The following is a 24,425-nucleotide window of genomic DNA, read 5'->3' as shown; positions in this document are numbered from 1 at the left end:
CAGGGCAGTGAAACATAAAGTACAGAACATACACTTCGTCGGCATCGGCGGCAGCGGCATGAGCGGCATCGCCGAAGTGCTGCTCACGCTCGGCTATTCCGTTTCCGGCTCGGACCTGGGCAGCAACGCTGTCACCCAGCGGCTGGCGGACATGGGCGCCAAAGTGTTCCAGGGTCATGCCGCTGACAATATCGGCGCCGCCGACGCTGTCGTCACCTCGACCGCTGTGCAGCAGGACAATCCGGAAGTACTGGCAGCGCGCGCGCGCAAGGTGCCGATCGTACCGCGCGCGGTGATGCTTGGCGAATTGATGCGCCTGAAACGCGGCATCGCGATTGCCGGCACCCACGGCAAGACCACCACCACCAGCCTGGTGGCATCGGTGCTGGCGCAGGGCGGCCTCGATCCGACGTTTGTCATCGGCGGACGCCTGACTGCCGCTGGCGCCAATGCCAAACTGGGCACCGGCGACTACCTGGTGGCCGAAGCCGATGAATCGGATGCGTCGTTCCTGAACCTGACGCCGATGATCGAGGTGATCACCAACATCGACGCCGACCACATGGACACCTACGAGCACGATTTCGAAAAGCTCAAGCAGGCGTTCGTGCACTTCACGCACCGCCTGCCGTTCTACGGCCGCGCCATGCTGTGCATCGACGATCCGCACGTGCGCTCGATCATCCCGCACGTGACCAAGCCGGTCACCACCTACGGCTTCCATGAAGAGGCGGAAGTGCGCGCCATCAATGCCCGCGCCGTGGGCGTGGAAATGCATTTCACCGTGCTGCAGGACGGCTACCCGGACCTGGACGTCGTACTGAACCAGCCCGGCATGCACAACGTGCAGAATGCCTGCTCGGCGATTGCGATCGCCCGCGAGATCGGCATCGCCGACCACCACACGCAAGCGGGCCTGGCAGGCTTCGGGGGCGTGGGCCGCCGCTTTACGCGCTATGGCGAGGTTGCCATCCAAGGTGGAGCTGAACCGCGCGGCACGTTCGCGCTGGTCGATGATTTTGGCCACCACCCGGTGGAAACCGAAGTGACGCTGGCTGCCGCGCGCGCTGCGTACCCGGGCCGCCGCCTGGTGCTGGCGTTCCAGCCGCACCGCTACAGCCGCACCCGCGACCTGTTCGAAGATTTCGTCAAGGTGCTGGGCGCGCCGGACGTGCTGGTGCTGGCCGAGGTGTACGCGGCCGGCGAAGCGCCGATCGTGGCTGCCGACGGCCGCTCGCTGGCGCACGCCTTGCGCGCACGCGGCAAGATCGAACCGATTTTCGTCGAAAACATCGGCGATATGCCGGAAACCATCATGAGCGTGGTGAAGGACGGCGACGTCGTCATCACCATGGGCGCCGGCGCCATCAGCGCCGTGCCGGCCAAACTGACTCATTATCCAAAGGTCTGACCATGAGCATCATCTCTACTGACGATATCAAGGCGCTGGGCAAGGTGGGCGTGCTGTTCGGCGGCCGTTCGGCCGAGCGCGAAGTGTCGCTGATGTCGGGCGCCGGCGTACTGAAAGCGCTGCAAAGCAAGGGCGTTGACGCCCACGGCTTCGACACCGGCGAGCGCACGCTGGCCGAACTGGCCGAGCAACAATTCGACCGCGTGTTCATCGCGCTGCACGGCCGCTACGGCGAAGACGGCAGCCTGCAGGGCGCGCTGGAACTGCTGCGCATTCCGTACACGGGCAGCGGGGTGATGGCCAGCGCCGTGGCGATGGACAAGATCACCACCAAGATCCTGTGGCTGGCCGCCGGCCTGCCCACGCCACGCTACGCGGTGATCGACGCCGCCTCCGACCTCGATGCCGTCAGTGCCGACCTGGGCCTGCCACTGATCGTCAAGCCGCCGCACGAAGGCTCGACCATCGGCATCACCAAGGTGGAGCTTGCGGCCGACTTCAAGGCCGCGTGCGATATCGCCGCCGCCATCGACGACGCCGTGCTGGCCGAGGAATTCGTCACCGGCCGCGAGTTCACGGTGGCAGTGCTTGGCTCCGGAGCGGATGCGCGCGCGCTACCGATCGTGGAAATCGTCGCGCCAGCCGGCAACTACGACTACCAGAACAAGTATTTTACCGACGACACCCGGTACATCTGCCCGGCCGTGCTGCCGCCCGAGCTGACCGCCGAGATGCAGCGCATCGCGGTGGCGGCCTACCGCAACATCGGCTGCGAAGGCTGGGGCCGGGTGGACGTGCTGCTGCGCGAACGCGACCAGAAGCCGTTCCTGCTCGAGGTGAACACCTCGCCCGGCATGACCGGCCACTCGCTGGTGCCGATGGCGGCGCGTGCCGAAGGTATGAGCTACGAAGACCTGTGCGTGGCGATCCTGCGCACGGCCCGTTTGAAAATGAAGGGTTGAGCGCACGATGTGGCAAGACGCTAAAGCCTTGAATGCCACCGCCAGCGCGCTGTTCGCAGCCGCGCTGCTGGCATGCATCGGTGCCGGCGTGTGGTGGGTGGCGCAGCGTCCGATGTTCGACCTGCGCGCGATCCGCATCGAGAGCATGGACCACGACGGCCTGCGCCACGTGAACCAGCTGACCTTGCGCAACAGCGCGCTGTGGCGCCTGAAGGGCAACTTCTTTACCACCAATCTCGACGCGGTGCGCCAGGTGTTCGAGGCGGTGCCGTGGGTACGCCGCGCAACGGTGCGCCGCGAGTGGCCCGACCAGCTGATCGTCACGCTGGAAGAGCACGAGGCGCTGGGCACGTGGGGCGACGACGGCCGCCTGCTCTCGACCAAGGGCGATGTGTTTACCGCCAACCTGGCCGAGGCGGAAGAGGATCACGAGTTGCCGGAATTCGACGGCCCCGATGGCAGCGAGAAGGAAGTGCTGGCGCGTTACGCCGAACTGCGCACCTGGTTCGCGCCGTTGCAACTGGTGCCGGCAGCGCTGTCGCTGTCCTCGCGCTATGCATGGACCGTCAGGCTGGACAACGGCACCAGTGTGGCGCTGGGCCGCGAGCAGACCAGCACCACGTTGAAGGAACGCGTGGAGCGCCTGCTGGGCATCTACCCGCAACTGGTGGAGCACCTGCCGGAAATCGAGACCATCGATATGCGTTACCAGAACGGCCTGGCGCTCAGCGCCAGGGGATTGAAGATACCGAAGGACGGCGCCTGGCCGAAAAAGCAGGCGATGAAGAAGACCACGGGCGGTGGGCAAAAGCCAACGCCGGTAACAAGATAAGCACGGTCAGCACAATAACCACGATAACAATCAAGCAGAACAGAGCAGGCAACACATGACAAAAGACGCGAAAAACCTGATCGTCGGTCTCGACATCGGCACCTCCAAGGTGGTGGCCGTGGTGGCGGAGGTGATGAGCGATGGGCGCCACGAAGTGATCGGGCTGGGCCAGCACGAATCGAAGGGCCTGAAAAAAGGCGTGGTGGTCAATATCGAAGCGACCGTCGAATCGATCCAGCGCGCGCTGGAAGAAGCCGAGCTCATGGCCGACTGCAAGATCCGCAATGTGTACGCGGGCATTGCCGGCAGTCATATCCGCAGCTTCAATTCGAGCGGCATGGTGGCCATCAAGGAAAAGGAAGTAACGGCCACCGACGTAGCGCGCGTCATCGAAACGGCAAAGGCGGTTAACATTCCGACTGATCAGCAATTGCTGCACACCGTGCCGCAGGAGTTCATTGTCGACAGCCAGGAAGATGTGCGCGAGCCGATCGGCATGAGCGGCATCCGTCTCGAAGTCAAAGTCCATATCGTGACCGGCGCCGTATCTGCGGTGCAAAACATCGTCAAGTGCGTGCGTCGTTGCGGGCTGGAAGTTTCGGACCTGATTTTGCAACCGATGGCCTCGGCCGACGCGGTGTTGACCACCGATGAAAAAGAACTGGGCGTGGTTCTGATCGACATCGGCGGCGGCACCACCGACGTTGCAGTGTTTTCCGACGGCGCGATCCGCCACACGGCGGTGATCCCGATCGCAGGCGACCAGATCACCAACGACATCGCCATGGCGCTGCGTACGCCCACGGCAGAAGCGGAGGAGATCAAGATCCGCTTCGGCGTGGCCAAGCAGGTGCTGGCCGATCCGGGCGAAACGCTCGAGGTGCCGGGACTGGGCGACCGTGGTCCGCGCACGCTGTCGCGCCAGGCGCTGGCAGCCGTGATCGAGCCGCGCGTGGAAGAGCTGTTTGCGATGGTGCACCAGGTGGTGCGCGAGTCGGGTTACGAAGGCGTGCTGTCGTCGGGCATCGTCCTCACCGGCGGCACGGCCATCATGCCGGGCATGGTGGAGATGGCGGAAGACATTTTCCTGCGCCCGGCGCGCCTGGGTACGCCCGACTACCGGGGCCAGCTGGCCGACGTGGTGCGCAGCCCGCGCTATGCCACGGTGCTGGGCCTGCTGCTGGAAGCGAAGAAGCAGTACCTGCGCGGGCACATCGTCACGCGCCAGGATGGTTCGGTGAAGGCGGTATGGCAGCGCATGAAGGAATGGTTCCTCGGGAACTTTTAAGCAGGGCAGTACAGGATATGTAGCACAAAGCAGAACGAACGCAGTATGCAGTTGAACAAAACTGAACGAAAACGTAAGCATCTAAATTATTTAAATTAATCCGCAGTTTTCAATCTCCAGTTCTCCTATTACTATGAGGACTGGCGCTTGGAAACGGCAAACTGATAGGGAGCACATCATGGAGTTCGATATGGTCGATAACGCAGCTTTGGGCACCGTCATCAAGGTGGTCGGTGTCGGCGGAGCAGGTGGCAATGCAGTTCAACACATGATCAATAAGGGCATGTCGGGCGTGGAATTCATCGCCGCCAATACCGATGCGCAGGCGCTGGCCACCTCGCGCGCGGACAACATCATTCAGATCGGCGAGACCGGCCTGGGCGCCGGCATGAAGCCGGAAGTCGGCCGCAAGCTGGCCGAAGATTCGCGCGCGCGCATCGAAGACGCGCTGCGCGGCGCGCACATGGTCTTCATCGCTGCCGGCATGGGCGGCGGCACCGGCACCGGCGCCGCACCGATCGTGGCCGAAGTGGCCAAGTCGCTGGGCGCGCTGACCGTTGCCGTGGTCTCCAAGCCGTTCTCGCACGAAGGTCAGAAGTGCATGGACATCGCCGACGAAGGCCTGGAACAGCTGTCGGCCAACGTCGACTCGCTGATCGTGATCCTCAACGAAAAACTCGAAGAGATCTACGAAGACGAATCGCTGATCGAATGGCTGCAACACGCCGACGATGTGCTGAACAACGCGGTAGCCGGTATCGCCGAGATCATCAACGTGCCGGGCCACATCAACGTCGACTTCAACGACGTCAAAACCATCATGGGCGAGCAGGGCAAGGCCATGATGGGCACCGCGACCGCCTCGGGCGTGGACCGCGCGCGCATCGCCGCCGAACAGGCCGTGGCCTCGCCGCTGCTCGACGGTGTTGACCTGTCGGGCGCCCGTGGCGTGCTGGTCAATGTGACCGCCAGCCGTGGCCTGAAAGGTAAGGAGATCAAGGAAGTCATGGCCGCCGTGCGCGCCTTCGCCGCACCGGACGCGTCGATCGCCCAGGGTATCGCCTACGACGACTCGATGGGCGACGAGATCCGCGTCACCGTGGTCGCCACCGGCCTCGGCAAAAACAAGAAGCACGTGCAACTGGTACCGCAGCAAATGCTGCGCACCGGCACCCACAACAGCCCGATGATGCCATCGGCTGGCATGGGCGGCGCGGCGGTCAATGTGTCGATGGGCGCGACCGGCGTGATGGGTTCCGGCGCGGCCGGTTTCGACGGCATGAAGGCGCCAGCCGTATGGCGCCGCGAGTCGGCCTCGGAGCAAGTGCGCGCGATGGAAAAGAATGGCATGGAGACCTATGACATTCCAGCCTTCCTGCGCAAGCAAGCCGATTAAGAGCGCGTAACAAAACCTCCATGGCTTCGTTGCAGCGCCTCGCCGTACATGCGTACTGTCTTCGTCGCTGCGCCTTGCCCTGAAGGTTATGTTAAGCGCTCTAAGCCTTGGGTTGAAGCGCCGCCTGCAAAGGTGCGGCGCTTCAGGCATACTGGCTTTAACGTAGCCGCGCGCGTCGCGGCTATTTTTTCGTTCAAACAGACTGATAAAGGAAACACCATGACCATCAAGATCGGCGATCAACTGCCGGAAGGCACCCTGGCCGAATTCATCGAAACCGAAACCGAAGGCTGCGCACTGGGCCCGAACGTGTTCAACGTGCAGGACTTGGTCAAGGGCAAGAAGATCGCCATCTTCGGCCTGCCAGGCGCTTACACGCCGACCTGCTCGGCGCAGCACGTACCAGGTTACGTCCAGCACGCGGAAGAATTCAAGGCCAAGGGCGTCGATGAAATCTGGTGCATCTCGGTCAACGACGCGTTCGTGATGGGCGCCTGGGGCCGCGACCAGAAAGCCACCGGCATCGTCCGCATGATGGCCGACGGTAACGCCGCCTACAGCAAGGCGCTGGGCCTGGACGCCGACTTCAGCAAGCACGGCATGGGCACCCGCTCGCAGCGCTACTCGCTGCTGGTGGAAGACGGCAAAGTCACCCAGCTGAACATTGAGCAGGGCGGCAAGTTCGAAGTGTCGAACGCGGAGACGCTGCTGGGCCAGCTGTAATTGGCTTCAGTTTGCAGCAACCACGAAACGGCGCCTCGGCGCCGTTTCGTGGTTTACGACCAGGCCTGATGCAGGCAGTTGCGGAAGACGTCACTCAGCGTCGGCACCATGTCACCGCGCTGGTGCGGCGCTGGTTTGATCGATTCCAGTCGCGCCAGTTCGCTTTCGACAAACGCGTTGATGCTGGGAATGGCGGGCGCCAGACCCAGTTCCGGCGCCGCACGCTTTTGCACCAGCAGGGCATCGATGTCGGCCAGCAGTTGAGGCTGGTCGGCGACCAGGTGCAGCAGTTTTTCAAACTCGATCGGCGCAGCTGTACCGTAATGCTCGAGCCAGCGCACGGCCAGCAACGGGCGCAGCACGTAAAAGTATTTTTTCAGCGGCACCAGATCGCTTTGCAGATAGCCGCGATAATTGGTCTTGGCCATGCTGCGGTAATGGTAGATGCCGGTTTCGCCCGAGTACACGTCCGGCAGCAGCGTGCGCGCCGCCGCAGCAAACGGACCGTGTTCTGCATAGATGATCGGCGACTGTATCCATTCTACAAATGCCGGGTTGGAACGCGCGAACAGGCGCAGCGCCTTGCGCAAGTCCCAACCGTTGAGATCGATATCATCGACAATCGGATATTCGATCACGTCGCGCTGTTCCTCCAGCCCGACCGACAGGTACCAGTCTTGCGGATGGACATAAATAAAACGCGCATCGTAGTCGCTGTTGGGCGAGGCAAAGCCCCAGGCGCGGCTGCCGGATTCGACCGCCAGCAGGATGCGCACGCCATGCTCGGCTTCGGCACGGCGCATGCGGGTCAGTATTTCTTCACGGATGTCAGTTGGAATCATTCCGCAACTATATCGCAGCAAATCCACTTCGGGATCAGTCTTGACGGTTGTGCGCCCTGAACAAGGTGGAATCGATGGTGAACGAGCCATCGTCCTGCACCGCGAAATAGTCACGCGTCTCCATAGGCGCACCGCGCAGCAGGCTGCGGATTGCGGTCACGCGTTCGGCTGGCGTGCGCATGCGTGCGGTCCATTCGTCGAACTGCATGTGCAGCTTCCAGTCGCTCACGCGCTCGCCTGCGAAGCCGGCGTCATCAAGCATGCGCAGCCACTCCGAGGTACGGTAGTCGCGCACGTGCGAGCCGTCGCGCAGCAATTCCACGGCCTGCAAGGTGGTGTCGTGCAGCGGCGATTCGGGCGCCGTGATGTCGATGACGACCAACACGCCGCCCGGCTTGAGCACGCGTTTGACTTCGCGCAGCGCGGCTGGAACATCGAACCAGTGGTGGGCGGAAAAGCGCGTCATCACCATGCAGAACGACGCGTCGGCAAACGGCAGGCTGGCCACGTTGCCTTGCTGCGTGACGATCTGCGCCAAGCCCCGTTCGCGCGCGGCGCCGGCCACCACGGCCAGCATCTCCGGCGACAGGTCAAATGCCGTAACCGACTCGGCCACCGGCGCCACCGCGAAGCTGGCGTGGCCGGCGCCGCAGCCGAGATCGAGCACGACGGGGCGCTTGGCGCTGCCGGTCAAGCCGGCGGCGATGTCGCGCAATGCGGTCAAGTCGGCGCCTTGCGCGTGGACTGCGCTGGTCAGGTAGGCGCTGGCGGTGTTGCCGAACTGCTGGGCGACAAGGGCTGGCTGCTGCATGAGATTTTCTCCAAAAATGGTGGTGGTCAGGGCAGAATAGGTGGATTCATATCCTGTAACAAGACAAGGATTTATCCTGGTATAAGGAACTACCATGCAACACAATCTCGGCGACTTCATCCGCGCCCACCGCGAACGCATCACGCCTGACCGCGCAGGTTTGCCGGCGGGCGGCCGCCGCCGCACGCCCGGCCTGCGGCGCGAGGAGCTGGCGCAGTTGTGCGACGTCAGCCCTACCTGGCTGACCTGGATCGAGCAGGGCAGGGATGTGGCCGCGTCGAGCAACCTGCTGGCGCGCCTGGCCGACGTGCTGCAACTGAGCGCAGCCGAGCGCGGTTATCTGTTCAGCCTGGCCGATAGAATTGACCCGCAAGCAAGCGCCACGCACGAAGAAGCGCAGCCATTGCAGGCGATGGTGGATGCGATCGGCGCCCCGGCCTATGTGCTCGATCGCCAGTGGGATGCGCTGGCCTGGAACGCCGATGCGCTGGCGCTGTTCGGCGGCTGGCTCGATGTCGAGGCCAATGCGCCGCTGCGTCCGAACCTGCTGCGCTTCACGTTCCGCAGCGCTGCCGCGCGCGGCCTGATCGTCGACTGGGACGACCGCGCCAGCCGCCTGGTAGCCGAGTTCCGCGCCGACATCGGCAAGCACGCGGGCCTGCCCGCCGTCGCCGGCCTGATTGCCGAGCTGTCGCAAGGCAGTGCCGAGTTCCAGGCCCTGTGGACCTTGCAGGACGTGGTAGCCCGCGACGGCGGCCTGCGCCGCTTCCAGCATCCTGCGATGGGGGAGCTGGCCTTGACGCAGGTGACTATGCATCTGGCCAAGCGGCATGATCTGAAGCTGGTGATGTTGCTGCCATAACGGCAGCCATTATTCACACTCAGGTAAATAAAGAATTGCACGAAAATAGCATTTTCATGTAATTCTTTGTGTATATTGGCTTCAGTCGACAAGCGAATATTCGGGAAACTAACAAAGACTTGTACGAAACAGTTGTTTTTACTATTCTTTTTATTATGCCTAAGATACCTATCGCCCTACAGCAACTCCCGCCCGCCACACTGTCGGCACTTGAGCGCCTGGGGGCGGACCTGGCAGTCGCAAGACTGCGCCGCAAAGAGTCACTGGTGTCATGGGCGTCCCGGCTGGGCGTGTCCGTGCCCACACTGATGCGGCTGGAGGCCGGCGAGCCTGGCGTTGGCATGGGAATTTATGCTACAGCCCTGTGGTTGATCGGCCGCGACGGTGCACTTGCGGAGCTGGCCTCTCCTGACAAGGATCGTGGAGCACTGGAACTCGACGTCAGAAAAGCGGTAGCGCTCGGCAAAGCCCGCGCCCAGGCGTCGGCACAAACGCGCCAGAAACGCAAGGAAGCCAAGGAGGCCTAGGTGGCAACCCATCAGCTTGTTTCTAACGAGCTTTATCTCTGGTTTATTGAGGAGCCCGACAACCCCCGTCTCGTCGGTACCTTGAACCTGGTGACCGCGGGCAAGGGCGTCTCGTTGACCTATGCGCCCACATGGTTGGCATCGGGTTTTCCGTTGAGCGAAGATCTGCCATTGGTCGATATCGAACATTTGCCACGCACCAAGGAGGTTGCTGCGGGCGCCGTCGATGATGCCCGGCCGGACCGCTGGGGGGAGCGGGTTATCCGATTCATCGACAAGCCTGCACGGTTGTCGCTAATGGAGTTCCTGTACTACGCCGGTGACGACCGCTTTGGCGCATTGGGTGTTTCCACTTCCCAAGACGCTTACTTGCCCCGCATCGTCGGGCCGCTACCACGGCTCGAGAGCGCGCAAAAGCTCAGCGAGATTATCGCGAAAATCAGCGGCAAAGAGCCTATCACCGAGCTGGAAGGGCGCATGGCCGCATCAGGCGGCAGCTTCGGCGGCGCCAAGCCAAAGGCGCTGATCGAAATTGGGGGAGAGCAGTGGGTCATTAAATTCTTCAATAACGAACCGGTGGACGTTCCGCTAATCGAGCACGCCACCATGACGCTTTGCGGCAAAGCCGGCATTACCGTGGCAGAGACCCGGCTGGTCCCGCTCGCCGGGGAAAACGCCATCGCGGTGCGACGATTCGACCGCAAGGGCGCACAGCGTGTCCACTGTATCTCGGCAGGCACTGCCATGCGTGCGCTGGTCACCGCAACCCAGGAACCTGACCTGAGTTACCCGAACCTGGCGCAACTACTGCGCCGATCCGGCAGGACTGCGAGTGGCGAAAACAGGCGCGAAATGGCTGAGTTATTTCGGCGCATGGTGTTCAATATTCTCATCGATAACACCGACGATCATGAAAAGAACCATACGCTCCTGGTTATCCCCGAGCCTGCAGGAAAGGGCGCGTCCGCCAGGGTACGCCGGCTCGCGCTGGCGCCTGCCTACGACGTGCTTCCCACAAATTCCGGACAGGGGCACCAGGAGCTCGGTGTTGGCGCAGACGGCCGGGACTCGACGCTCGTGAATGCGATGTCACAGCACGCCTTATTCGGCCTGACCGCGCGCGAGGCCTGCGCCGAGGTGGCAAAGGTTATTCTCGTCGTGGATGGATGGAAAGAGCACTTCCAGGCATATGGTGTGTCCGCTGCCGACATCGAAGAGCTCGCGCAACGCATCGATGGCGAGGCGCTGCTGTCCCAGCGGCGAGGCTTCCGAACCGAGGCCTATGCGGATACGCCACCCAGAGCGCGCCGCTCACCATTGAGTGAGTAGGCAAACCTCGTCCATCAGCACACCCATTGTCAACTTGCTATAATCATGGCCGACCGCGCATGAGCCAACTCGCGCCGTCCTGGCTCCGGACGTCGCCATGATGACGTTCCCAGTGGCCCCCTCCGGGCCAGCGCAGCAAGGAGCTTCCCCTGACTTCCGCTTTTACTTCCACGATCTCCCGCAAGGAAAACCTGCACAGCATCTACGCCATGCTGACTGCCGTGATGATGTTTTCGTTCATGGACACCACCATGAAACTGTTATCGGCCACGTATCCCGCCACCCAGGTGACCGCCTTGCGCGCCTTGAGTTCGCTGCCGCTGCTGTGTGTTTACATCTGGTATCGCGGCGCGTTTCGCGGCATTTTCAAGGTGCGCTGGGGCATGCACGTTTTCCGCGCGCTGCTCGGTATCGGCATGCTTACCACGTTTGCGTATGGCCTCAAGGCGCTGTCGCTGGCCGAGGCGTATTCGATCTTCTTTATCGCGCCTGCGCTCATCACCATGCTGTCGGTGTTCGTGCTCAAGGAGCGCGTGGTGGCCGGGCAGTGGGTGGCCATCGTGGTCGGGCTGGTTGGCGTGCTGGTGGTGCTGCGTCCCGAAGGCAGCGGCTTCCTCACCTTGGGCGGGCTGGCGATCCTGGCGGCGGCCGCGTGCTACGCGGTGTCGGCAATCACCGCGCGGCTGCTCGCGCGCACCGACAGTACCGAGTCGATGATGTTCTGGCTGCTGACCCTGATGGCGATCGGCGGCGTGGCGCTGGCCTGGCCGGTATGGGTGCCGGTGCGCGCGGCCGACGGCTGGGTGCTGCTGGCGCTGGCGCTGTCGGGCTTTTTCGGCCAGCTGGCGATTACCAAGGCCTTCAGTACCGGCAAGGCGTCGATCGTGGCGCCGTTCGAGTACACGGCGCTGGCCTGGGGCGTGGCGATCGACTGGTTGTTGTGGCAGGCGCTGCCGGATGGCTACACCTTGCTGGGAGCGGGTATCATCATTGCCAGCGGCATCTACCTGGTGCGGCGCGAGTCCGTTCACAAGGAGTCGGAACATCCGTAGCCTTAGCCAACCCCGGCCGGACAACTTGGATATAATCAGCCCATGTTAAAACAACGCACCATCAAAGAACTGGTCCGCACCACCGGCGTGGGCCTGCATTCCGGACGCAAGGTCGAGCTGACCCTGCGCCCGGCCGAACCCGATACCGGCATTGTGTTCCGCCGCGTCGATCTCTCGCCCATGGTCGAGTTCCCGTCGAGCGCGATGGCGGTCGGCGACACGCGCATGGCGTCGGTGCTGGTCAAGGACGGCGCCCGCGTCTCCACGGTCGAGCACTTGATGTCGGCCTGCGCCGGCCTCGGCATCGACAACCTGTACATCGAAGTGAGCGCAGAGGAAATTCCGATCATGGACGGCTCGGCCTCCTCGTTCGTATTTCTTTTGCAACAGGCGGGTGTGCTGGAGCAGCCGGCCGCCAAGAAATTCATCCGCGTCTTGAAACCGGTGGAAATCCGCGAAGGTACCGGTGAGCGCGAAAAATGGGCGCGACTGGTGCCGCACGACGGTTTCAAGCTCGATTTCTTCATCGAATTCAACCACCCGGCTGTCGATGGCACGCAGCAGCGCGCGGTGGTCGATTTCGGCGACGTCTCGTACGTGCACGACGTGGCGCGGGCCCGTACCTTCGGCTTCATGCAGGACGTGGAAATGTTGCGCGGCATCGGCCTGGCGCGTGGCGGTTCGCTGGAAAACGCTATCGTGATGGACGAGTACCGCATCTTGAATTCGGACGGGCTGCGCTACGACGACGAGTTCGTGCGCCACAAGATTCTGGACGCCATCGGCGACTTGTACCTGGTAGGCCACCCGCTGATCGCCGGTTACGAGGCGCACAAGTCGGGGCATGCGCTGAACAACCAGCTGCTGCTGGAATTGCTCAAGCATCCCGATGCGTATGAAATTGTCACCTTTGACAAGGTTGAGGCCGCACCGCAGTCTTACGCCCGTCAAATGGCCAGCGAGTGGACGCAAATTTAGCGGCGATCTAGACGCGTCAGGCTTCACGCCGCCGCGCTACCATCGCCTTCAAGGCGGCAATCAGCGTGGCATTCTGCGGCGACTGTTCGAGGTTGTTGCCGAGGTCGTCGAAAGCGGTGACCGCCGCTTCCGACAGTGACAGCGAGCGCATCTGTTCCTTGATTTCGGCCGCTTTGGTCATCTGCACCTTCAGGCGCGTGGCGCTCACTTGCCAGCCGCGCTTGGCCAGGGTTTCCTGCAATTTTGGAATTTGCTGCTTGAGCTTGGCTGCCAGCGCCGCGTTCGGCACGGACAGGGTCAGCTGGCCGTCCTCGAAAGCGAGAATGTCGCAGTAGCGGAACATGGCCGGCAGCGCCGCAGCGCAGTCTTTTTGCAGCGCGGCCATGCGCTCGATGGCCGGCAGCAGGGCGGCCATCTTGTCGTCGCGGCGCAAAAAGTCGGTGGCGACCACGGCGGTGCGGCGCTTGATTGTCAGGTTGGAGGAATTGAATCGCATGGCGCGAACATATCACAACGGCGCCGCGCACGTCAGTCGCCGGCTAATCTGTCACCACCGGGTAAAATAGATTGGTTTGGTGACATTGTTCACCTATCCGCTATTGTTATCCAGACCATAGACCCAATGTACCCCCGGACGCGTGATAAAATCATCGTCTTTTGCCATAGTCGAACTCCGTGCGGTCTAGCGTTTTTCACCTACAGAGCTTTTTTAACGGCGTTTTTTCAAGAATTCAAGCATGTCATTACTGACCAAGATTTTTGGCAGCCGCAACCAGCGGCTGCTCAAGCAATACCAAAAAACGGTACGCGAGATCAATGCCCTCGAGCCGGCCATGGAAAAACTGTCGGATGCCGAGCTGCAAGCCAAGACGCCCGAGTTCAAGGATCGGGTTGCCAAGGGAGAGTCGCTCGATGCCCTGTTGCCCGAAGCGTTCGCGGTTTGCCGCGAGGCCAGCAAGCGCGTGTTCAAGATGCGCCACTTCGACGTGCAAATGCTCGGCGGTATGGTTCTGCATCATGGCAAGATCGCTGAAATGGGCACCGGCGAGGGCAAAACCCTGACCGGCACCCTGCCTGCCTACCTGAACGCGCTGTCCGGCAAGGGCGTGCACATCGTCACGGTCAATGATTATCTGGCCCAGCGCGACGCCGAGACCATGGCCAAGCTGTACAGCTGGCTCGGCCTTACCACCGGCATCAACCTGTCGCAGATGGACCACGGCACCAAGCAGCTGGCCTACCGTTCGGACATCACCTACGGCACCAACAATGAATTCGGCTTCGACTATCTGCGCGACAACATGGTGTTCGACGCCAAGGACCGCGTCCAGCGCGAATTGAACTTCGGCATCGTCGATGAAGTCGATTCGATCCTGATCGATGAAGCGCGTACCCCTTTGATCATCTCGGGCCAGGCGGAAAATCATACCGACCTGTACTACAAGATCAACGAAGTGCCGCAGCACCTGACCCTGCAAATCGGCGAAGAAACGTCCGACGGCAAAGGCAAGATCGAAGTGCCGGGCGACTACACCAAGGACGAGAAATCGCACCAGGTGCTGCTCACCGAAGCCGGCCACGAGAAGGCCGAAGCCATCCTCACGCAGATGGGCCTGCTGGCCGAAGGCGCGTCGCTGTACGATTCCGCCAACATCACGCTGGTACACCACCTGTATGCCGCACTGCGCGCGCACGCGCTGTACCACAAGGATCAGCAGTACGTGGTGCAGAACGATGAAGTCGTCATCGTCGATGAATTCACCGGCCGCCTGATGACCGGCCGCCGCTGGTCCGACGGCCTGCACCAGGCGGTGGAAGCCAAAGAAGGCGTCAAGATCCAGAACGAGAACCAGACCCTGGCCTCGATCACGTTCCAGAACTACTTCCGCATGTACGCCAAGCTGTCCGGCATGACCGGTACCGCCGATACCGAAGCGTACGAATTCCAGGAAATCTACGGTCTTGAGACCGTGGTAGTGCCGCCGAACCGTCCATCGGCCCGCAAGGACCGCCAGGACCAGGTGTACAAGTCGGCGCAGGAAAAGTACAACGCCATGATGCTGGAAATCCGCGAGTGCTACGACCGCAACCAGCCAGTGCTGGTCGGTACCACCTCGATCGAGAATTCCGAACTGCTGTCGAGCATCCTGACCAAGGCCGGCCTGCCGCACAACGTCCTGAACGCCAAGCAGCACGCCCGCGAAGCGGAGATCATCGCCCAGGCCGGTAGCCCGAAAGCCATCACCATCGCCACCAACATGGCCGGTCGCGGTACCGACATCGTGTTGGGCGGTAACGTGGAAAAGCAGATCCAGTTCATCGAAGCCAACCCGGACCTGTCCGACGCCGACAAGGCCAGGCAGGCCAAGGCACTGCGCGACGGCTGGCAGGCGCTGCACGAAGAAGTGGTGGCCGCCGGCGGCCTGCACATCATCGGCACCGAACGCCACGAATCGCGTCGCGTGGACAATCAATTGCGCGGCCGTGCCGCACGCCAGGGCGATCCCGGCATGTCGCGCTTCTTCCTGTCGCTTGACGATCCGCTGCTGCGCATCTTCGCGGGCGACCGCATGCGCGCCGTGATGGACCGCCTGAAAATGCCGGAAGGCGAACCGATCGAAGCAGGCATCGTCTCGCGTTCGATCGAATCGGCCCAGCGCAAGGTCGAGGCCCGTAACTTCGACATCCGCAAGCAATTGCTGGAATACGACGACGTCGCCAACGACCAGCGCAAGGTGATCTACCAGCAGCGTAACGAGCTGCTCGAAGCCACCGACACCAAGGAACTGATCGACTCGCTGCGCCACGGCGCCTTCACCGACCTGGTACGCGAATACGTGCCGGCCGAATCGGTCGAAGAGCAGTGGAATATCGCGGGCCTGGAAGCCTCGCTGGCGTCCGAATGGCAAATCGACCTGCCGCTCGCGCACATGCTCGAGACCGAAAAAGACATCAACGACGACGACATCCTGGAACGCGTGCTGGCTGCCGCCGATGCCCAGTACGAAGCGAAGATCGCCATTGTCGGCCGCGAATCGTTTGCCGGCTTCGAACGCAACGTCATGCTGCAAAGCGTGGACAGCCACTGGCGCGAGCACCTGGCCGCACTCGACCACCTGCGCCAGGGTATCCACCTGCGCGGCTACGCGCAAAAGAATCCGAAGCAGGAGTACAAGCGCGAGGCGTTCGAACTGTTCGGCCAGATGCTGGACATGATCAAGAACGAAGTGGTCAAGCTGATCATGACCGTGCGCATCCAGTCGCGCGACGAGATCGAACTGGCCGAAGCCGAGATGCAGAAGTCGCACGTGGAAAACGTCAGCTACCAGCACGCCGACTTCGACCCGAACGCGGCGCCGGAAGACCTGCTGGCGCCCGCGCCAGCATCGGCCAACAACTACGCGGGCCTGCCACCGGAACTGCAAAACCTCACGGGCGAGCAGCTGATGGAAATGGGCCTGAAAGTCGGCCGCAACGACCCCTGCCCATGCGGCAGCGGCAAGAAGTACAAGGCTTGCCACGGCAAGCTGGCGTAATAAACTTCGATTGAAAAACCGCCATGATCGCACGCGATGATGGCGGTTTTTTTACGCCTATTGTTAGTAGGTGACAAAGTGTCGCATGGCGTCAATTTGTCGCCGACTAATCAACTTGCGTTATATTGATTGGATCGTCTGTCATCGTCAACTCACCGAAGGGTATTTCATGAGCGCACTACTTGAGAAAGAGCGGATTACTGCCCGGATCTCCACTGCGGTCGCGGAGGTATTGAACTCTGCAGCCGAGTTGACCGGTACTACCCTGAATGGTTTTGTGGTGCAGGCAGCGCTGGAAAAAGCACAGAAGATTGTGGATCGAGAAAAACGCATCACCATTTCTCGGGATGACGCGGCCATGTTGCTCAACCTGCTCGATAGCCCGCCGCAACCCAATGCAGCGATGCAGCGGGGCTTCAAGCGATTCATGGAAGAGAAATATGGCGATCGTAAAGATTGAGGCGCTCGGTAAAGCGCATGATGTAGCCAATTTCGACTGCGGCAATACAGACCTCAATCATTGGTTGAGGACCACGGCGCGCCAGCATCAAAAAAATAATACCTCTAAAACCTTTGTGCTGATCGAGGAAGAGAGCCCGACAGTGGTTCAAGGCTTCGTGACCATGGCCATCCGGGATGTCACGCCCAAGGATGAATTGCCAGTTGCGATGGCAAAAAAGTTACCGATGAACGTGGCGGGATATACGCTGGCGAGGCTGGCGGTATCGGCCAACGCGCAACAGCGCGGCTACCGCGAGCGCCTGTTGTTCGAAGCGATGGAGCGGGTGTGCCAGGCTTCGCGGCTGGTTGGCGGCTTTGCCATGTTCGTCGACGCCAAAGACGGCGCCGTCGACTTCTACAAGAAATACGGCTTCATACAGCTTCCCAACGATCCGGACATCCTGGTACTGCCGATCGCGTCGATGCCTGAATTTCCGAACGGGTAACTCTTACTGCCTGGAACATGGCGGCCACCGTGACCCACAGTGACCGCCACTACTTCATCTTACGGCAACGTCAAAATCACCTTCACCGTATCATCGACGGCCGACTTCTCGATATAGCCGATCGCCTTCGGATCGGCTGCCACGGCTTTCTTTACCTCGGCGGCGCTGGCGTATTCCTTCGGCGCGGTAGCCTTGCCGGTAAACACCAGCTTCGACCACAAGGCTTTGACTTGTGCCGTATCCTTGTCCGCCACCTTCTTGTAGAACTCGGCACGTACGGCCGAGCTTTCCGGCAGGTCCACCGGCGTGAACAGGTTCGATTTACCGAGGAAGAACTGCGAAGCCTGTTCCGAGAACATGCGCGATGCAGGATTTTTCTGGCTGACGATCACGACCACTTCGGCCGAGGCCGGCAGTGCCACGGCGCCCAGCGCGGCCACCAGTACTGCAGCAATAATATTGTTGTTCATAGGTGCTCCCGGATCAGAATACGAAGTCGAGGCCGACTGCGACCACGTTGACGTCTTTGGTGGTGCCGGCGGCTGGCGTGTGGATCAGGTAGCCCGACTTGGCTTTCGGTTTCACGCGGTCCAGTTGTATCTTCAGTGCCATCGACTTGGCGAAGTCCCAGCGCACGCCGACCAGGTCGGTGGTCTGCTCTTGCGAGCTCACCAGCGAATTGATGGCGCCGCGCAGCGTTGCCGGGGCCGCTGCCAGGGTTGCCGGCAGGGTGACCGAGCTGCCCGCGCCCTTGACCGATGCATGTGCGTAGTAGGGCACGAATTTGCCCACGCGATAGCCTGCCATCGCGTACCAGGAATTGGTATCGGCCAGGTACACCGGTTCCTTGGCGCGGCGCTGGGCATACTCCGATTGCAGCAAAATATTGTTCCAGTCCATTGTCATGCCGAGCGACGTGAATGCAATTTTCTTGCCATCCCTGAAGCTCAGGTCCGACGCCAGTTGGCGGAAACCGATGGCGTTGAGGGTATTGCCCAGTGCGTTGAGGGCGGTGAGGTCGTTGATTTCCAGGTTGGCGCGGGCATGGCCGGCGCGGAACACGAAGGGACCGTATTCACCGGTGACGCTGATGCCGGCGTCCGGAGCGCGGTACTCGGCGATCGTGGTGGTGTTCGAAGCGATGTAGAGCTTGCCACGGCTGACGCCGACGAACGCTTGCGCGGTCAGGTTCAGGTCGCCAAAAGCGCGCTGGTAGTTGATATCGACGCCGTCCGAGTTCTCGATCGGGTTCTGCGCATACAGCTCGATCGGCGGGCGCATCATGGTGTTGGCGTAGCCGACGTTCTGGTAGTCGGAGATCAGGAAGGTTGGTACCGCAACCCGGCCCACGCGGATGCTCACTTCATCGCTGATCTTTGCTTTCAGGAAGCCCCAGGTCAGGTCGGTGCCGAAATTGCCCTCCGGGCCCTTGCGGCTCAGTACTTGCACCGTACCCGACAGCCAGTCGTTGATCTTGTACGTCGCCTGCAGGCCGAGGTTGGTGTCGAGACCGATGCGCGGGCTGTCGCCCACGCCTTCGGACTGGTTGTAGCGGGAAAACTGCGCGGTGTCGCTATTGCTCTTGGCAACGCCAACGGTGCCGAAACCGCTGATGCTGAGGTTGCCGTCGTCGAGGGCGCCGGCATGGGCCTGCATCGTGGCCATGGCGGCCAGGATCACTGCTACTAATAGTTGCTTTTTCATGAGGTGCTCGTCCTTGCTGAGGGTTGTCTTGTACTACGTTGTCTAGGGCGATGCGGGGATGGGGCATTCGTTGCTTAACTTAAACTAAATTGCCCTAAAGCATGAAAATAAATGCGAAAAAGTGGACGATCGTTCTATATTTCGTCGTTTTTATGCAAAAAGACCTGCAAAATCAATAAGTTGTATGACATCGTGTCAGTAATCGTGCAGGCATGTTTAACATTTATGCCACGACTGAAAGTCGTCACTCACGCACCGCGCCGTTTTGCCGGTCAGGCATTACAATATCGGCTTCCCTGCCACCTACGAGATCACTGAATATGGCCGTCAATTCCCCTCTGCCCGTCGCCGCCGACCTGAAACCTGTTGCCGGTATCGAGATCGGCTTCGCCCAAGCCGGCATCAAAAAGCCCAACCGCAAGGACGTGCTGGTGATGAAGCTGGCGCCTACCGCCACCGTTGCCGGCGTGTTCACCCTCAACCGTTTCTGCGCTGCGCCGGTGCAGATCGCCAAGGCCCATCTGGCAGCCGCCAGGGAAACCGGCAAGCCGGTCGTCGCGCTGCTGGTCAACACCGGCAACGCCAACGCCGGCACCGGCGAGCTGGGCCTGTCGCTGGCCAACGAAACCTGCGCCGCGCTGGCGGCCCAGCTTGGCTGCGAAGCAGCGCAAATCCTGCCGTTCTCCACCGGCGTGATCCTCGAACCTTTGCCGGCGGCCAAGGTGATCGCCGGCCTGCCGCAAGCGGTGGCCGGCCTGCAAGCCGATAACTGGTTCAACGCGGCCGAAGCCATCATGACCACCGACACCCAGCCCAAGGCCGGTTCGCGCACGGTCACCATCGCCGGCCACACGGTCACGATGAGCGGCATCTCCAAGGGCGCCGGCATGATCAAGCCGAATATGGCCACCATGCTCGGCTACCTGGCGTTCGACGCCAAGGTGGCGCAGCCGGTGCTTGACCTGCTGGTCAAGCAGGTGGCCGACCAGACCTTCAATTGCATCACCATCGACGGCGATACCTCGACCAACGATTCATTCATGCTGATCGCCACCGGTGCCGGCAGCCTGGTGATCGATTCGGTCGAGTCGCCTGAATACCGCGAGCTGGCTGCCGCCGTCACCGAGCTGTCGCTGTTCCTGGCGCAAGCCATCGTGCGGGACGGCGAAGGCGCGACCAAGTTCATCACCATTACCGTGGAGGACGCGGCCAGCGTGGCCGAAGCACGCAAGATCGCCTATTCGATCGGCCACTCGCCGCTGGTGAAAACCGCGTTCTTTGCGTCCGATCCGAACCTGGGCCGCATCCTGGCCGCGATCGGCTATGCCGGCGTCGATGATCTCGATGTCAGCAAGCTCAACCTGTACCTCGACGACGTGTGGGTAGCCAAGAACGGCGGGCGCAATCCTGACTACCAGGAAGCCGATGGCCAGCGCGTGATGCAGCAGAGCGAAATCCTGGTGCGCGTGAAACTGGCGCGCGGCGACCAGGCTGCCACCGTGTACACCTGCGACCTGTCGCACGACTACGTGAGCATCAACGCCGACTACCGTTCGTGATGACCACGCTCGAACAATTCCTGGCCCGTGCCGAGGCCGTGCTGGCGCGGGTGGAAGCGGTGCTGCCACCAGCGCCGCCAGTACCGGACTGGACGCGCGGCTATGCGTTCCGCTGGCGCCAGCGCAGCGGCGGTAGCGGTGGATTCGGCGGCGGCAGCTACCTGCAGGCGGTGGCGCACGTGTCCGATATCGCGCTCGACGACTTGCAGCACATCGGCCCGCAAAAGCAGCAGATCGAGCAGAACACGCGCCAGTTCGTGGCCGGCCGCCCGGCCAACAACGTGCTGCTCACGGGCGCCCGTGGCACCGGCAAGTCGTCGCTGATCAAGGCCTGCCTGAACCAGTTCGCCAGGGACGGCCTGCGCCTGATCGAGGTGGACAAGGTCGACCTGGCCGAGTTGCCCGATATCGTCGATCTCGTGGCCGGCCGGCCCGAGCGCTTCATCATTTTCTGCGACGACCTGTCGTTCGAAGAGGGGGAGAGCGGCTACAAGGCGCTCAAGGTGGCGCTCGACGGCAGCATCTCGGCGCAGTCCGACAACGTGCTGATCTACGCCACCTCGAACCGCCGCCACCTGCTGCCCGAGCGCATGTCCGACAACATGAGCTATAAACACGGCGACGATGGCGACCTGCATCCGGGCGAGACGGTCGAGGAAAAAATCTCGCTGTCCGAACGCTTCGGGCTGTGGCTGACGTTTTATCCGTTCAAGCAGGACGATTACCTGCAGATCGTCAACCACTGGCTGGCCTCGCTCGGTTGCACCGAGACGCAAATTGCCGACGCCCGTGGCGATGCCCTGCGCTGGGCCTTGCAACGCGGCTCGCGCTCGGGCCGGGTGGCGTGGCAGTTCGCCAAGGATTACGCGGGGCGGCTGGCATGAGCGATGCAGCAATCAAGCCGATCGACGTGGCCGTGGGCATCCTGATGCAGCCGAACGGCGACGTGCTGCTGGGCCAGCGCCCGGCCGGCAAACCGTACGACGGCTACTGGGAATTCCCGGGCGGTAAAGTCGATCCCGGCGAAACCATCCTCGAAGCCTTGAAACGCGAGTTTGTCGAGGAGCTGGGCTTGACCATCAACAGCGCCGAGGAGTGGTGCGGCGTCGAGCACGTGTATCCGCACGCGCACGTGCGCCTGCATTTCTTCATCAGCCGCGACTGGCACGGCGAGCCGCAAAGCCTGGAAGGACAGGCGTTCGCGTGGCAGGGCACGGTAGGCGTGGAGCCGCTGCTGCCGGCCACCATTCCGCTGATCGAGTGGCTCGACCAGCTGCGCTTTAACCTCGGCCGCTAAAATATTTTTGCACCGCACTGCATCCAAACGCAGTGCCGGCGGGTAGTACAGGTATCGGCGCACAACCATGCGCCGCCACCTAACAACGACTTCAGGAGCCCGCCATGAAAACCCTCGCCATTACGTCCGCCATTGCCGCTGCTGTCATGCTCTCGGCCTGCGCCAGTGTCCCCAGCTTCAATCAACAAGCGCTGCCCGCCACCGTGCAGGTACCGGCCGGCCACAAGGTCGCCATGGAAACCGTGGGCGCCGGCGACATCACCTACGAATGCAAACTGAAGAAAGACAGCGCCGACCAGTTCGAATGGACCTTCATCGGCCCCGATGCGCAGCTAACCGACCGCGGCGGCATGAGCGTCGGTAAGTACTTCGGTCCTCCGGCCACCTGGCAGAGCAACGACGGCTCGAAAGTGACCGCCACCCAGCTCGCGGTCGCACCGGCCGGCGCCGGCAATATCCCGTCGCAGCTGGTCAAGGCCAACCCGGCCATGGGCAACGGCGCCATGATGGGTGTGACGTACATCCAGCGCGTGGCCACCAGGGGTGGCGTGGCCCCGGCCGGCATGTGCGGCGCGGGCAACGCGGGCGCCAAAGAGAAAGTGCAGTACCAGGCCGACTACATCTTCTGGAAAGCCGCCTGAGAGCAATGAACCGAAGCGGGCGGGCGCGCAGCCCTCGGCTATAATCAGCCGCAGCAGCGCTCCGCCCACCTCACCTCAGAATGCCGATGCCACCAACCGCCGACGGATTCGATTACGACGCTGCGCTGCACGCCTGTGCGCTCGGTGACCAGCAGGCGCTGCACCGCCTGTACCAGCAGGACGGCCGCCATTTGCTGGGCGTGGCGCTGCGCATCGTGCGCCGGCGCGACCTGGCCGAAGACGTGCTGCACGACGCCTTTGTCAGCATCTGGCAAAAAGCGGCCAGCTTCGACGCCGGCCGTGGCGCCGGGCGCGGCTGGGTCTTCAGCGTGGTGCGGCACCAGGCATTGAATGCGCTGCGTTCGCGTGAACGCGATGTCTATACCGACGACAACGACGCGCTCGACGCCTTGCAGGAAGCGCAGGACGGGCAGGGCGACACGGTCGCCGAGCAGTTCGAGCTGCAAGCGAATATGGGACGCCTGAACGACTGTCTCGGCCACCTCGACAGCGCCAAGCGCAACAGCATCGTCTGCGCCTATGTCGATGGGTGCAGCCACAGTGAAATCGCGGCGCGGCTGAACGCGCCGCTGGGCACGGTCAAAGCCTGGCTCAAGCGCGGCCTGGCCGCTTTGCGGGAGTGCATGGCATGACGGAATCTATCGAAACATTGAGGGAGCTCGCTGGCGAGTACGTGCTCGGCACCTTGCCGCTGGCCGCGCGCCAGGACATCGAACGCCGGCTGGCCCTGGAGCCACTGCTGCGCGCCGAAGTGGCCGCGTGGGAACAGCGCCTGCTGCCGCTGACCGCGCTGGCAGAACCAACTGAACCGTCGCCGGAACTGTGGCCGAAAATCAGCAATAGCGTCGCCGGCAGCCGCGCCACGGCTGCGGCGGACCAGTCTGTCAACAAGCTGGCAAGCAGTCTGACACCGTCGGCCGTGACAGCTGCCGGTGGCTGGCGCCGCTGGTGGGACGACTTGCGCGTGTGGCGTGCGCTCAGCGGCGGGGCCGTGTTTGCCACGCTGGTGCTGGCCGTGCTGCTCACGCGCCAACCGTCCAGCGAGGCGCTGCAACCGGCGTACATGGTGGTGCTGGTGGCGCCGCAGGAGCGTACCGCCGGTTACGTGGTTCAGGCCAGCCTGAACCGCAAGCTGACGCTGACGCCGCTGCATGGCGTGGCTGTGCCGGGTAATAAGTCGCTGCAATTCTGGACCAAGGGAACGGACTGGAAAGCCCCGGTATCGCTGGGGCTGGTGCGACCGAATCAATCGGTCAAGCTGACCCTCGATCAACTGCCGCAGGTGCAGCAGGACCAGCTGTTTGAAATCACGCTGGAACCGGAAGCGGGTTCGCCGACCGGCAAGCCGACCGGGCCAATCCTGTATATCGGCAGGGCGGTCAAGGTAGCGATGTAGGGGAGCGGGAACAGCAGTGTAACGGCCGGCGGCAGCATCGACCACCAGCCGGTGAGCCGTCATTACCGCGCAGGCGGGAATCGAGTTTTTCGCAAGTGACAGCAACACTTGCGGCAAAACGCCGCCGCTTATTCTTCCTCGTGCGGATCTTTTGGGGGCGCGGCCGGAATCGCGTACTTCTCCTCGGCCCAGGCGCCGAGATCGATCTGCTTGCAGCGTTCCGAGCAGAACGGGCGATACTTGTTTTCAGGCTTCCATTCCACTTTGGCGGAACAGGTCGGGCAGGAGACTACGGTAACCATATGATTCGA

The 24,425-nt window shown here is 62.2% G+C and carries 26 protein-coding genes; 20 read left to right on the top strand and 6 right to left on the bottom strand.

Annotation, left to right across the window (positions count from 1 at the left end):
- Positions 1–7: 7 nt before the first annotated feature.
- From murC to ASF04_RS01630, 6 genes are all read left to right on the top strand, one after another.
- Positions 8–1,411 (top strand): UDP-N-acetylmuramate--L-alanine ligase, encoded by a 1,404-nt coding sequence (murC, locus tag ASF04_RS01655; RefSeq protein WP_056137623.1) that lies wholly within the window; start codon positions 8–10, stop codon positions 1,409–1,411.
- A gap of 2 nt (positions 1,412–1,413) precedes the next feature.
- The gene (locus tag ASF04_RS01650; protein ID WP_082488487.1) at positions 1,414–2,373 is read left to right on the top strand and encodes a D-alanine--D-alanine ligase; all 960 of its coding nucleotides are present in this window, start codon (positions 1,414–1,416) and stop codon (positions 2,371–2,373) included.
- A 7-nt stretch (positions 2,374–2,380) separates the two neighbouring features.
- On the top strand, positions 2,381–3,205 hold the full coding sequence (locus tag ASF04_RS01645) for a cell division protein FtsQ/DivIB (protein ID WP_056137622.1): 825 nt from the start codon (positions 2,381–2,383) through the stop codon (positions 3,203–3,205).
- A 55-nt stretch (positions 3,206–3,260) separates the two neighbouring features.
- On the top strand, positions 3,261–4,493 hold the full coding sequence (ftsA, locus tag ASF04_RS01640) for a cell division protein FtsA (protein WP_056137621.1): 1,233 nt from the start codon (positions 3,261–3,263) through the stop codon (positions 4,491–4,493).
- Between the two features lie 178 nt (positions 4,494–4,671).
- Positions 4,672–5,889 (top strand): cell division protein FtsZ, encoded by a 1,218-nt coding sequence (gene ftsZ / locus ASF04_RS01635; protein WP_056137620.1) that lies wholly within the window; start codon positions 4,672–4,674, stop codon positions 5,887–5,889.
- 219 nt (positions 5,890–6,108) lie between these two features.
- Positions 6,109–6,612, top strand: coding sequence for a peroxiredoxin (locus ASF04_RS01630; protein ID WP_019921438.1), 504 nt, complete (start codon positions 6,109–6,111; stop codon positions 6,610–6,612).
- 53 nt (positions 6,613–6,665) lie between these two features.
- Here ASF04_RS01630 and ASF04_RS01625 read toward each other — a convergent pair whose 3' ends face one another.
- On the bottom strand, positions 6,666–7,454 hold the full coding sequence (locus ASF04_RS01625; protein WP_056137619.1) for a nucleotidyltransferase domain-containing protein: 789 nt from the start codon (positions 7,452–7,454) through the stop codon (positions 6,666–6,668).
- Positions 7,455–7,488: 34 nt separating this feature from the next.
- Positions 7,489–8,265: a class I SAM-dependent methyltransferase gene (locus ASF04_RS01620; protein ID WP_056137618.1), complete on the bottom strand. Its 777-nt coding sequence runs from the start codon at positions 8,263–8,265 to the stop codon at positions 7,489–7,491.
- A 94-nt stretch (positions 8,266–8,359) separates the two neighbouring features.
- On the opposite strand from ASF04_RS01620, the gene ASF04_RS01615 reads away from it, so the two are divergent.
- From ASF04_RS01615 to lpxC, 5 genes are all read left to right on the top strand, one after another.
- Positions 8,360–9,127, top strand: coding sequence for a helix-turn-helix transcriptional regulator (locus tag ASF04_RS01615; protein ID WP_056137617.1), 768 nt, complete (start codon positions 8,360–8,362; stop codon positions 9,125–9,127).
- Positions 9,128–9,195: 68 nt separating this feature from the next.
- A complete protein-coding gene (locus ASF04_RS01610) occupies positions 9,196–9,654 on the top strand; it encodes an XRE family transcriptional regulator (protein WP_229204881.1) in 459 nt (152 codons plus the stop codon).
- Entirely contained in the window at positions 9,655–10,983 is a 1,329-nt protein-coding gene (locus ASF04_RS01605) for a type II toxin-antitoxin system HipA family toxin (protein WP_056137616.1), read from the top strand. It begins immediately after the preceding gene.
- Positions 10,984–11,192: 209 nt separating this feature from the next.
- Positions 11,193–12,035 (top strand): DMT family transporter, encoded by an 843-nt coding sequence (locus tag ASF04_RS01600; protein ID WP_056137615.1) that lies wholly within the window; start codon positions 11,193–11,195, stop codon positions 12,033–12,035.
- Between the two features lie 42 nt (positions 12,036–12,077).
- On the top strand, positions 12,078–13,013 hold the full coding sequence (gene lpxC / locus ASF04_RS01595; protein ID WP_056137614.1) for a UDP-3-O-acyl-N-acetylglucosamine deacetylase: 936 nt from the start codon (positions 12,078–12,080) through the stop codon (positions 13,011–13,013).
- Positions 13,014–13,029: 16 nt separating this feature from the next.
- On the opposite strand, the gene ASF04_RS01590 is transcribed toward lpxC, so the two are convergent.
- Positions 13,030–13,509, bottom strand: a complete 480-nt coding sequence (locus ASF04_RS01590) for a DciA family protein (protein ID WP_056137613.1) — start codon at positions 13,507–13,509, stop codon at positions 13,030–13,032.
- Positions 13,510–13,750: 241 nt separating this feature from the next.
- Here ASF04_RS01590 and secA point away from each other — a divergent pair, with 241 nt between their 5' ends.
- The 3 genes from secA to ASF04_RS01575 all read left to right on the top strand — a co-directional run bounded on the left by secA (position 13,751) and on the right by ASF04_RS01575 (position 17,496).
- The gene (secA, locus tag ASF04_RS01585; protein WP_056137612.1) at positions 13,751–16,549 is read left to right on the top strand and encodes a preprotein translocase subunit SecA; all 2,799 of its coding nucleotides are present in this window, start codon (positions 13,751–13,753) and stop codon (positions 16,547–16,549) included.
- 169 nt (positions 16,550–16,718) lie between these two features.
- Entirely contained in the window at positions 16,719–17,009 is a 291-nt protein-coding gene (locus ASF04_RS01580) for a DUF1778 domain-containing protein (protein WP_082488538.1), read from the top strand.
- A complete protein-coding gene (locus ASF04_RS01575; RefSeq protein WP_056137611.1) occupies positions 16,990–17,496 on the top strand; it encodes a GNAT family N-acetyltransferase in 507 nt (168 codons plus the stop codon). Before ASF04_RS01580 ends, ASF04_RS01575 begins: the two co-directional genes overlap by 20 nt.
- A gap of 59 nt (positions 17,497–17,555) precedes the next feature.
- Here the strand turns inward: ASF04_RS01575 and ASF04_RS01570 are convergent, their stop codons facing one another.
- On the bottom strand, positions 17,556–17,966 hold the full coding sequence (locus tag ASF04_RS01570; protein ID WP_056137610.1) for a hypothetical protein: 411 nt from the start codon (positions 17,964–17,966) through the stop codon (positions 17,556–17,558).
- A gap of 13 nt (positions 17,967–17,979) precedes the next feature.
- The gene (locus tag ASF04_RS01565) at positions 17,980–19,200 is read right to left on the bottom strand and encodes a porin (protein ID WP_056137609.1); all 1,221 of its coding nucleotides are present in this window, start codon (positions 19,198–19,200) and stop codon (positions 17,980–17,982) included.
- 320 nt (positions 19,201–19,520) lie between these two features.
- Between ASF04_RS01565 and argJ the strand changes: the two genes are divergently transcribed.
- The 6 genes from argJ (at position 19,521) to ASF04_RS01535 (ending at position 24,114) form a co-directional block, all read left to right on the top strand.
- The gene (argJ, locus tag ASF04_RS01560) at positions 19,521–20,759 is read left to right on the top strand and encodes a bifunctional glutamate N-acetyltransferase/amino-acid acetyltransferase ArgJ (protein WP_056137608.1); all 1,239 of its coding nucleotides are present in this window, start codon (positions 19,521–19,523) and stop codon (positions 20,757–20,759) included.
- Positions 20,759–21,643: an ATP-binding protein gene (locus ASF04_RS01555; RefSeq protein ID WP_056137607.1), complete on the top strand. Its 885-nt coding sequence runs from the start codon at positions 20,759–20,761 to the stop codon at positions 21,641–21,643. The genes argJ and ASF04_RS01555 overlap by 1 nt, the downstream gene beginning before the upstream one ends.
- The gene (locus ASF04_RS01550; RefSeq protein WP_056137606.1) at positions 21,640–22,056 is read left to right on the top strand and encodes an NUDIX domain-containing protein; all 417 of its coding nucleotides are present in this window, start codon (positions 21,640–21,642) and stop codon (positions 22,054–22,056) included. Before ASF04_RS01555 ends, ASF04_RS01550 begins: the two co-directional genes overlap by 4 nt.
- A 104-nt stretch (positions 22,057–22,160) precedes the next feature.
- Positions 22,161–22,697: a DUF3455 domain-containing protein gene (locus ASF04_RS01545; protein ID WP_056137605.1), complete on the top strand. Its 537-nt coding sequence runs from the start codon at positions 22,161–22,163 to the stop codon at positions 22,695–22,697.
- An 86-nt stretch (positions 22,698–22,783) separates the two neighbouring features.
- Complete coding sequence (locus ASF04_RS01540) at positions 22,784–23,350, top strand: sigma-70 family RNA polymerase sigma factor (RefSeq protein ID WP_056138379.1); 567 nt, start codon at positions 22,784–22,786, stop codon at positions 23,348–23,350.
- Positions 23,347–24,114 carry an anti-sigma factor domain-containing protein gene (locus tag ASF04_RS01535; protein WP_056137604.1) on the top strand — a complete coding sequence of 256 codons (768 nt, stop codon included), beginning with the start codon at positions 23,347–23,349 and terminating at the stop codon, positions 24,112–24,114. Before ASF04_RS01540 ends, ASF04_RS01535 begins: the two co-directional genes overlap by 4 nt.
- A gap of 128 nt (positions 24,115–24,242) precedes the next feature.
- On the opposite strand, the gene ASF04_RS01530 is transcribed toward ASF04_RS01535, so the two are convergent.
- Positions 24,243–24,416, bottom strand: a complete 174-nt coding sequence (locus ASF04_RS01530; protein WP_019921459.1) for a DNA gyrase inhibitor YacG — start codon at positions 24,414–24,416, stop codon at positions 24,243–24,245.
- Between the last annotated feature and the right edge of the window lie 9 nt (positions 24,417–24,425).

It is taken from the genome of Duganella sp. Leaf61, from assembly GCF_001421905.1.
GTDB lineage: Bacteria > Pseudomonadota > Gammaproteobacteria > Burkholderiales > Burkholderiaceae_D > Rugamonas > Rugamonas zoogloeoides.
The sequence above is the reverse complement of the archived record's forward strand: the minus strand, read 5'-3'. Positions and strand labels throughout refer to the sequence as shown.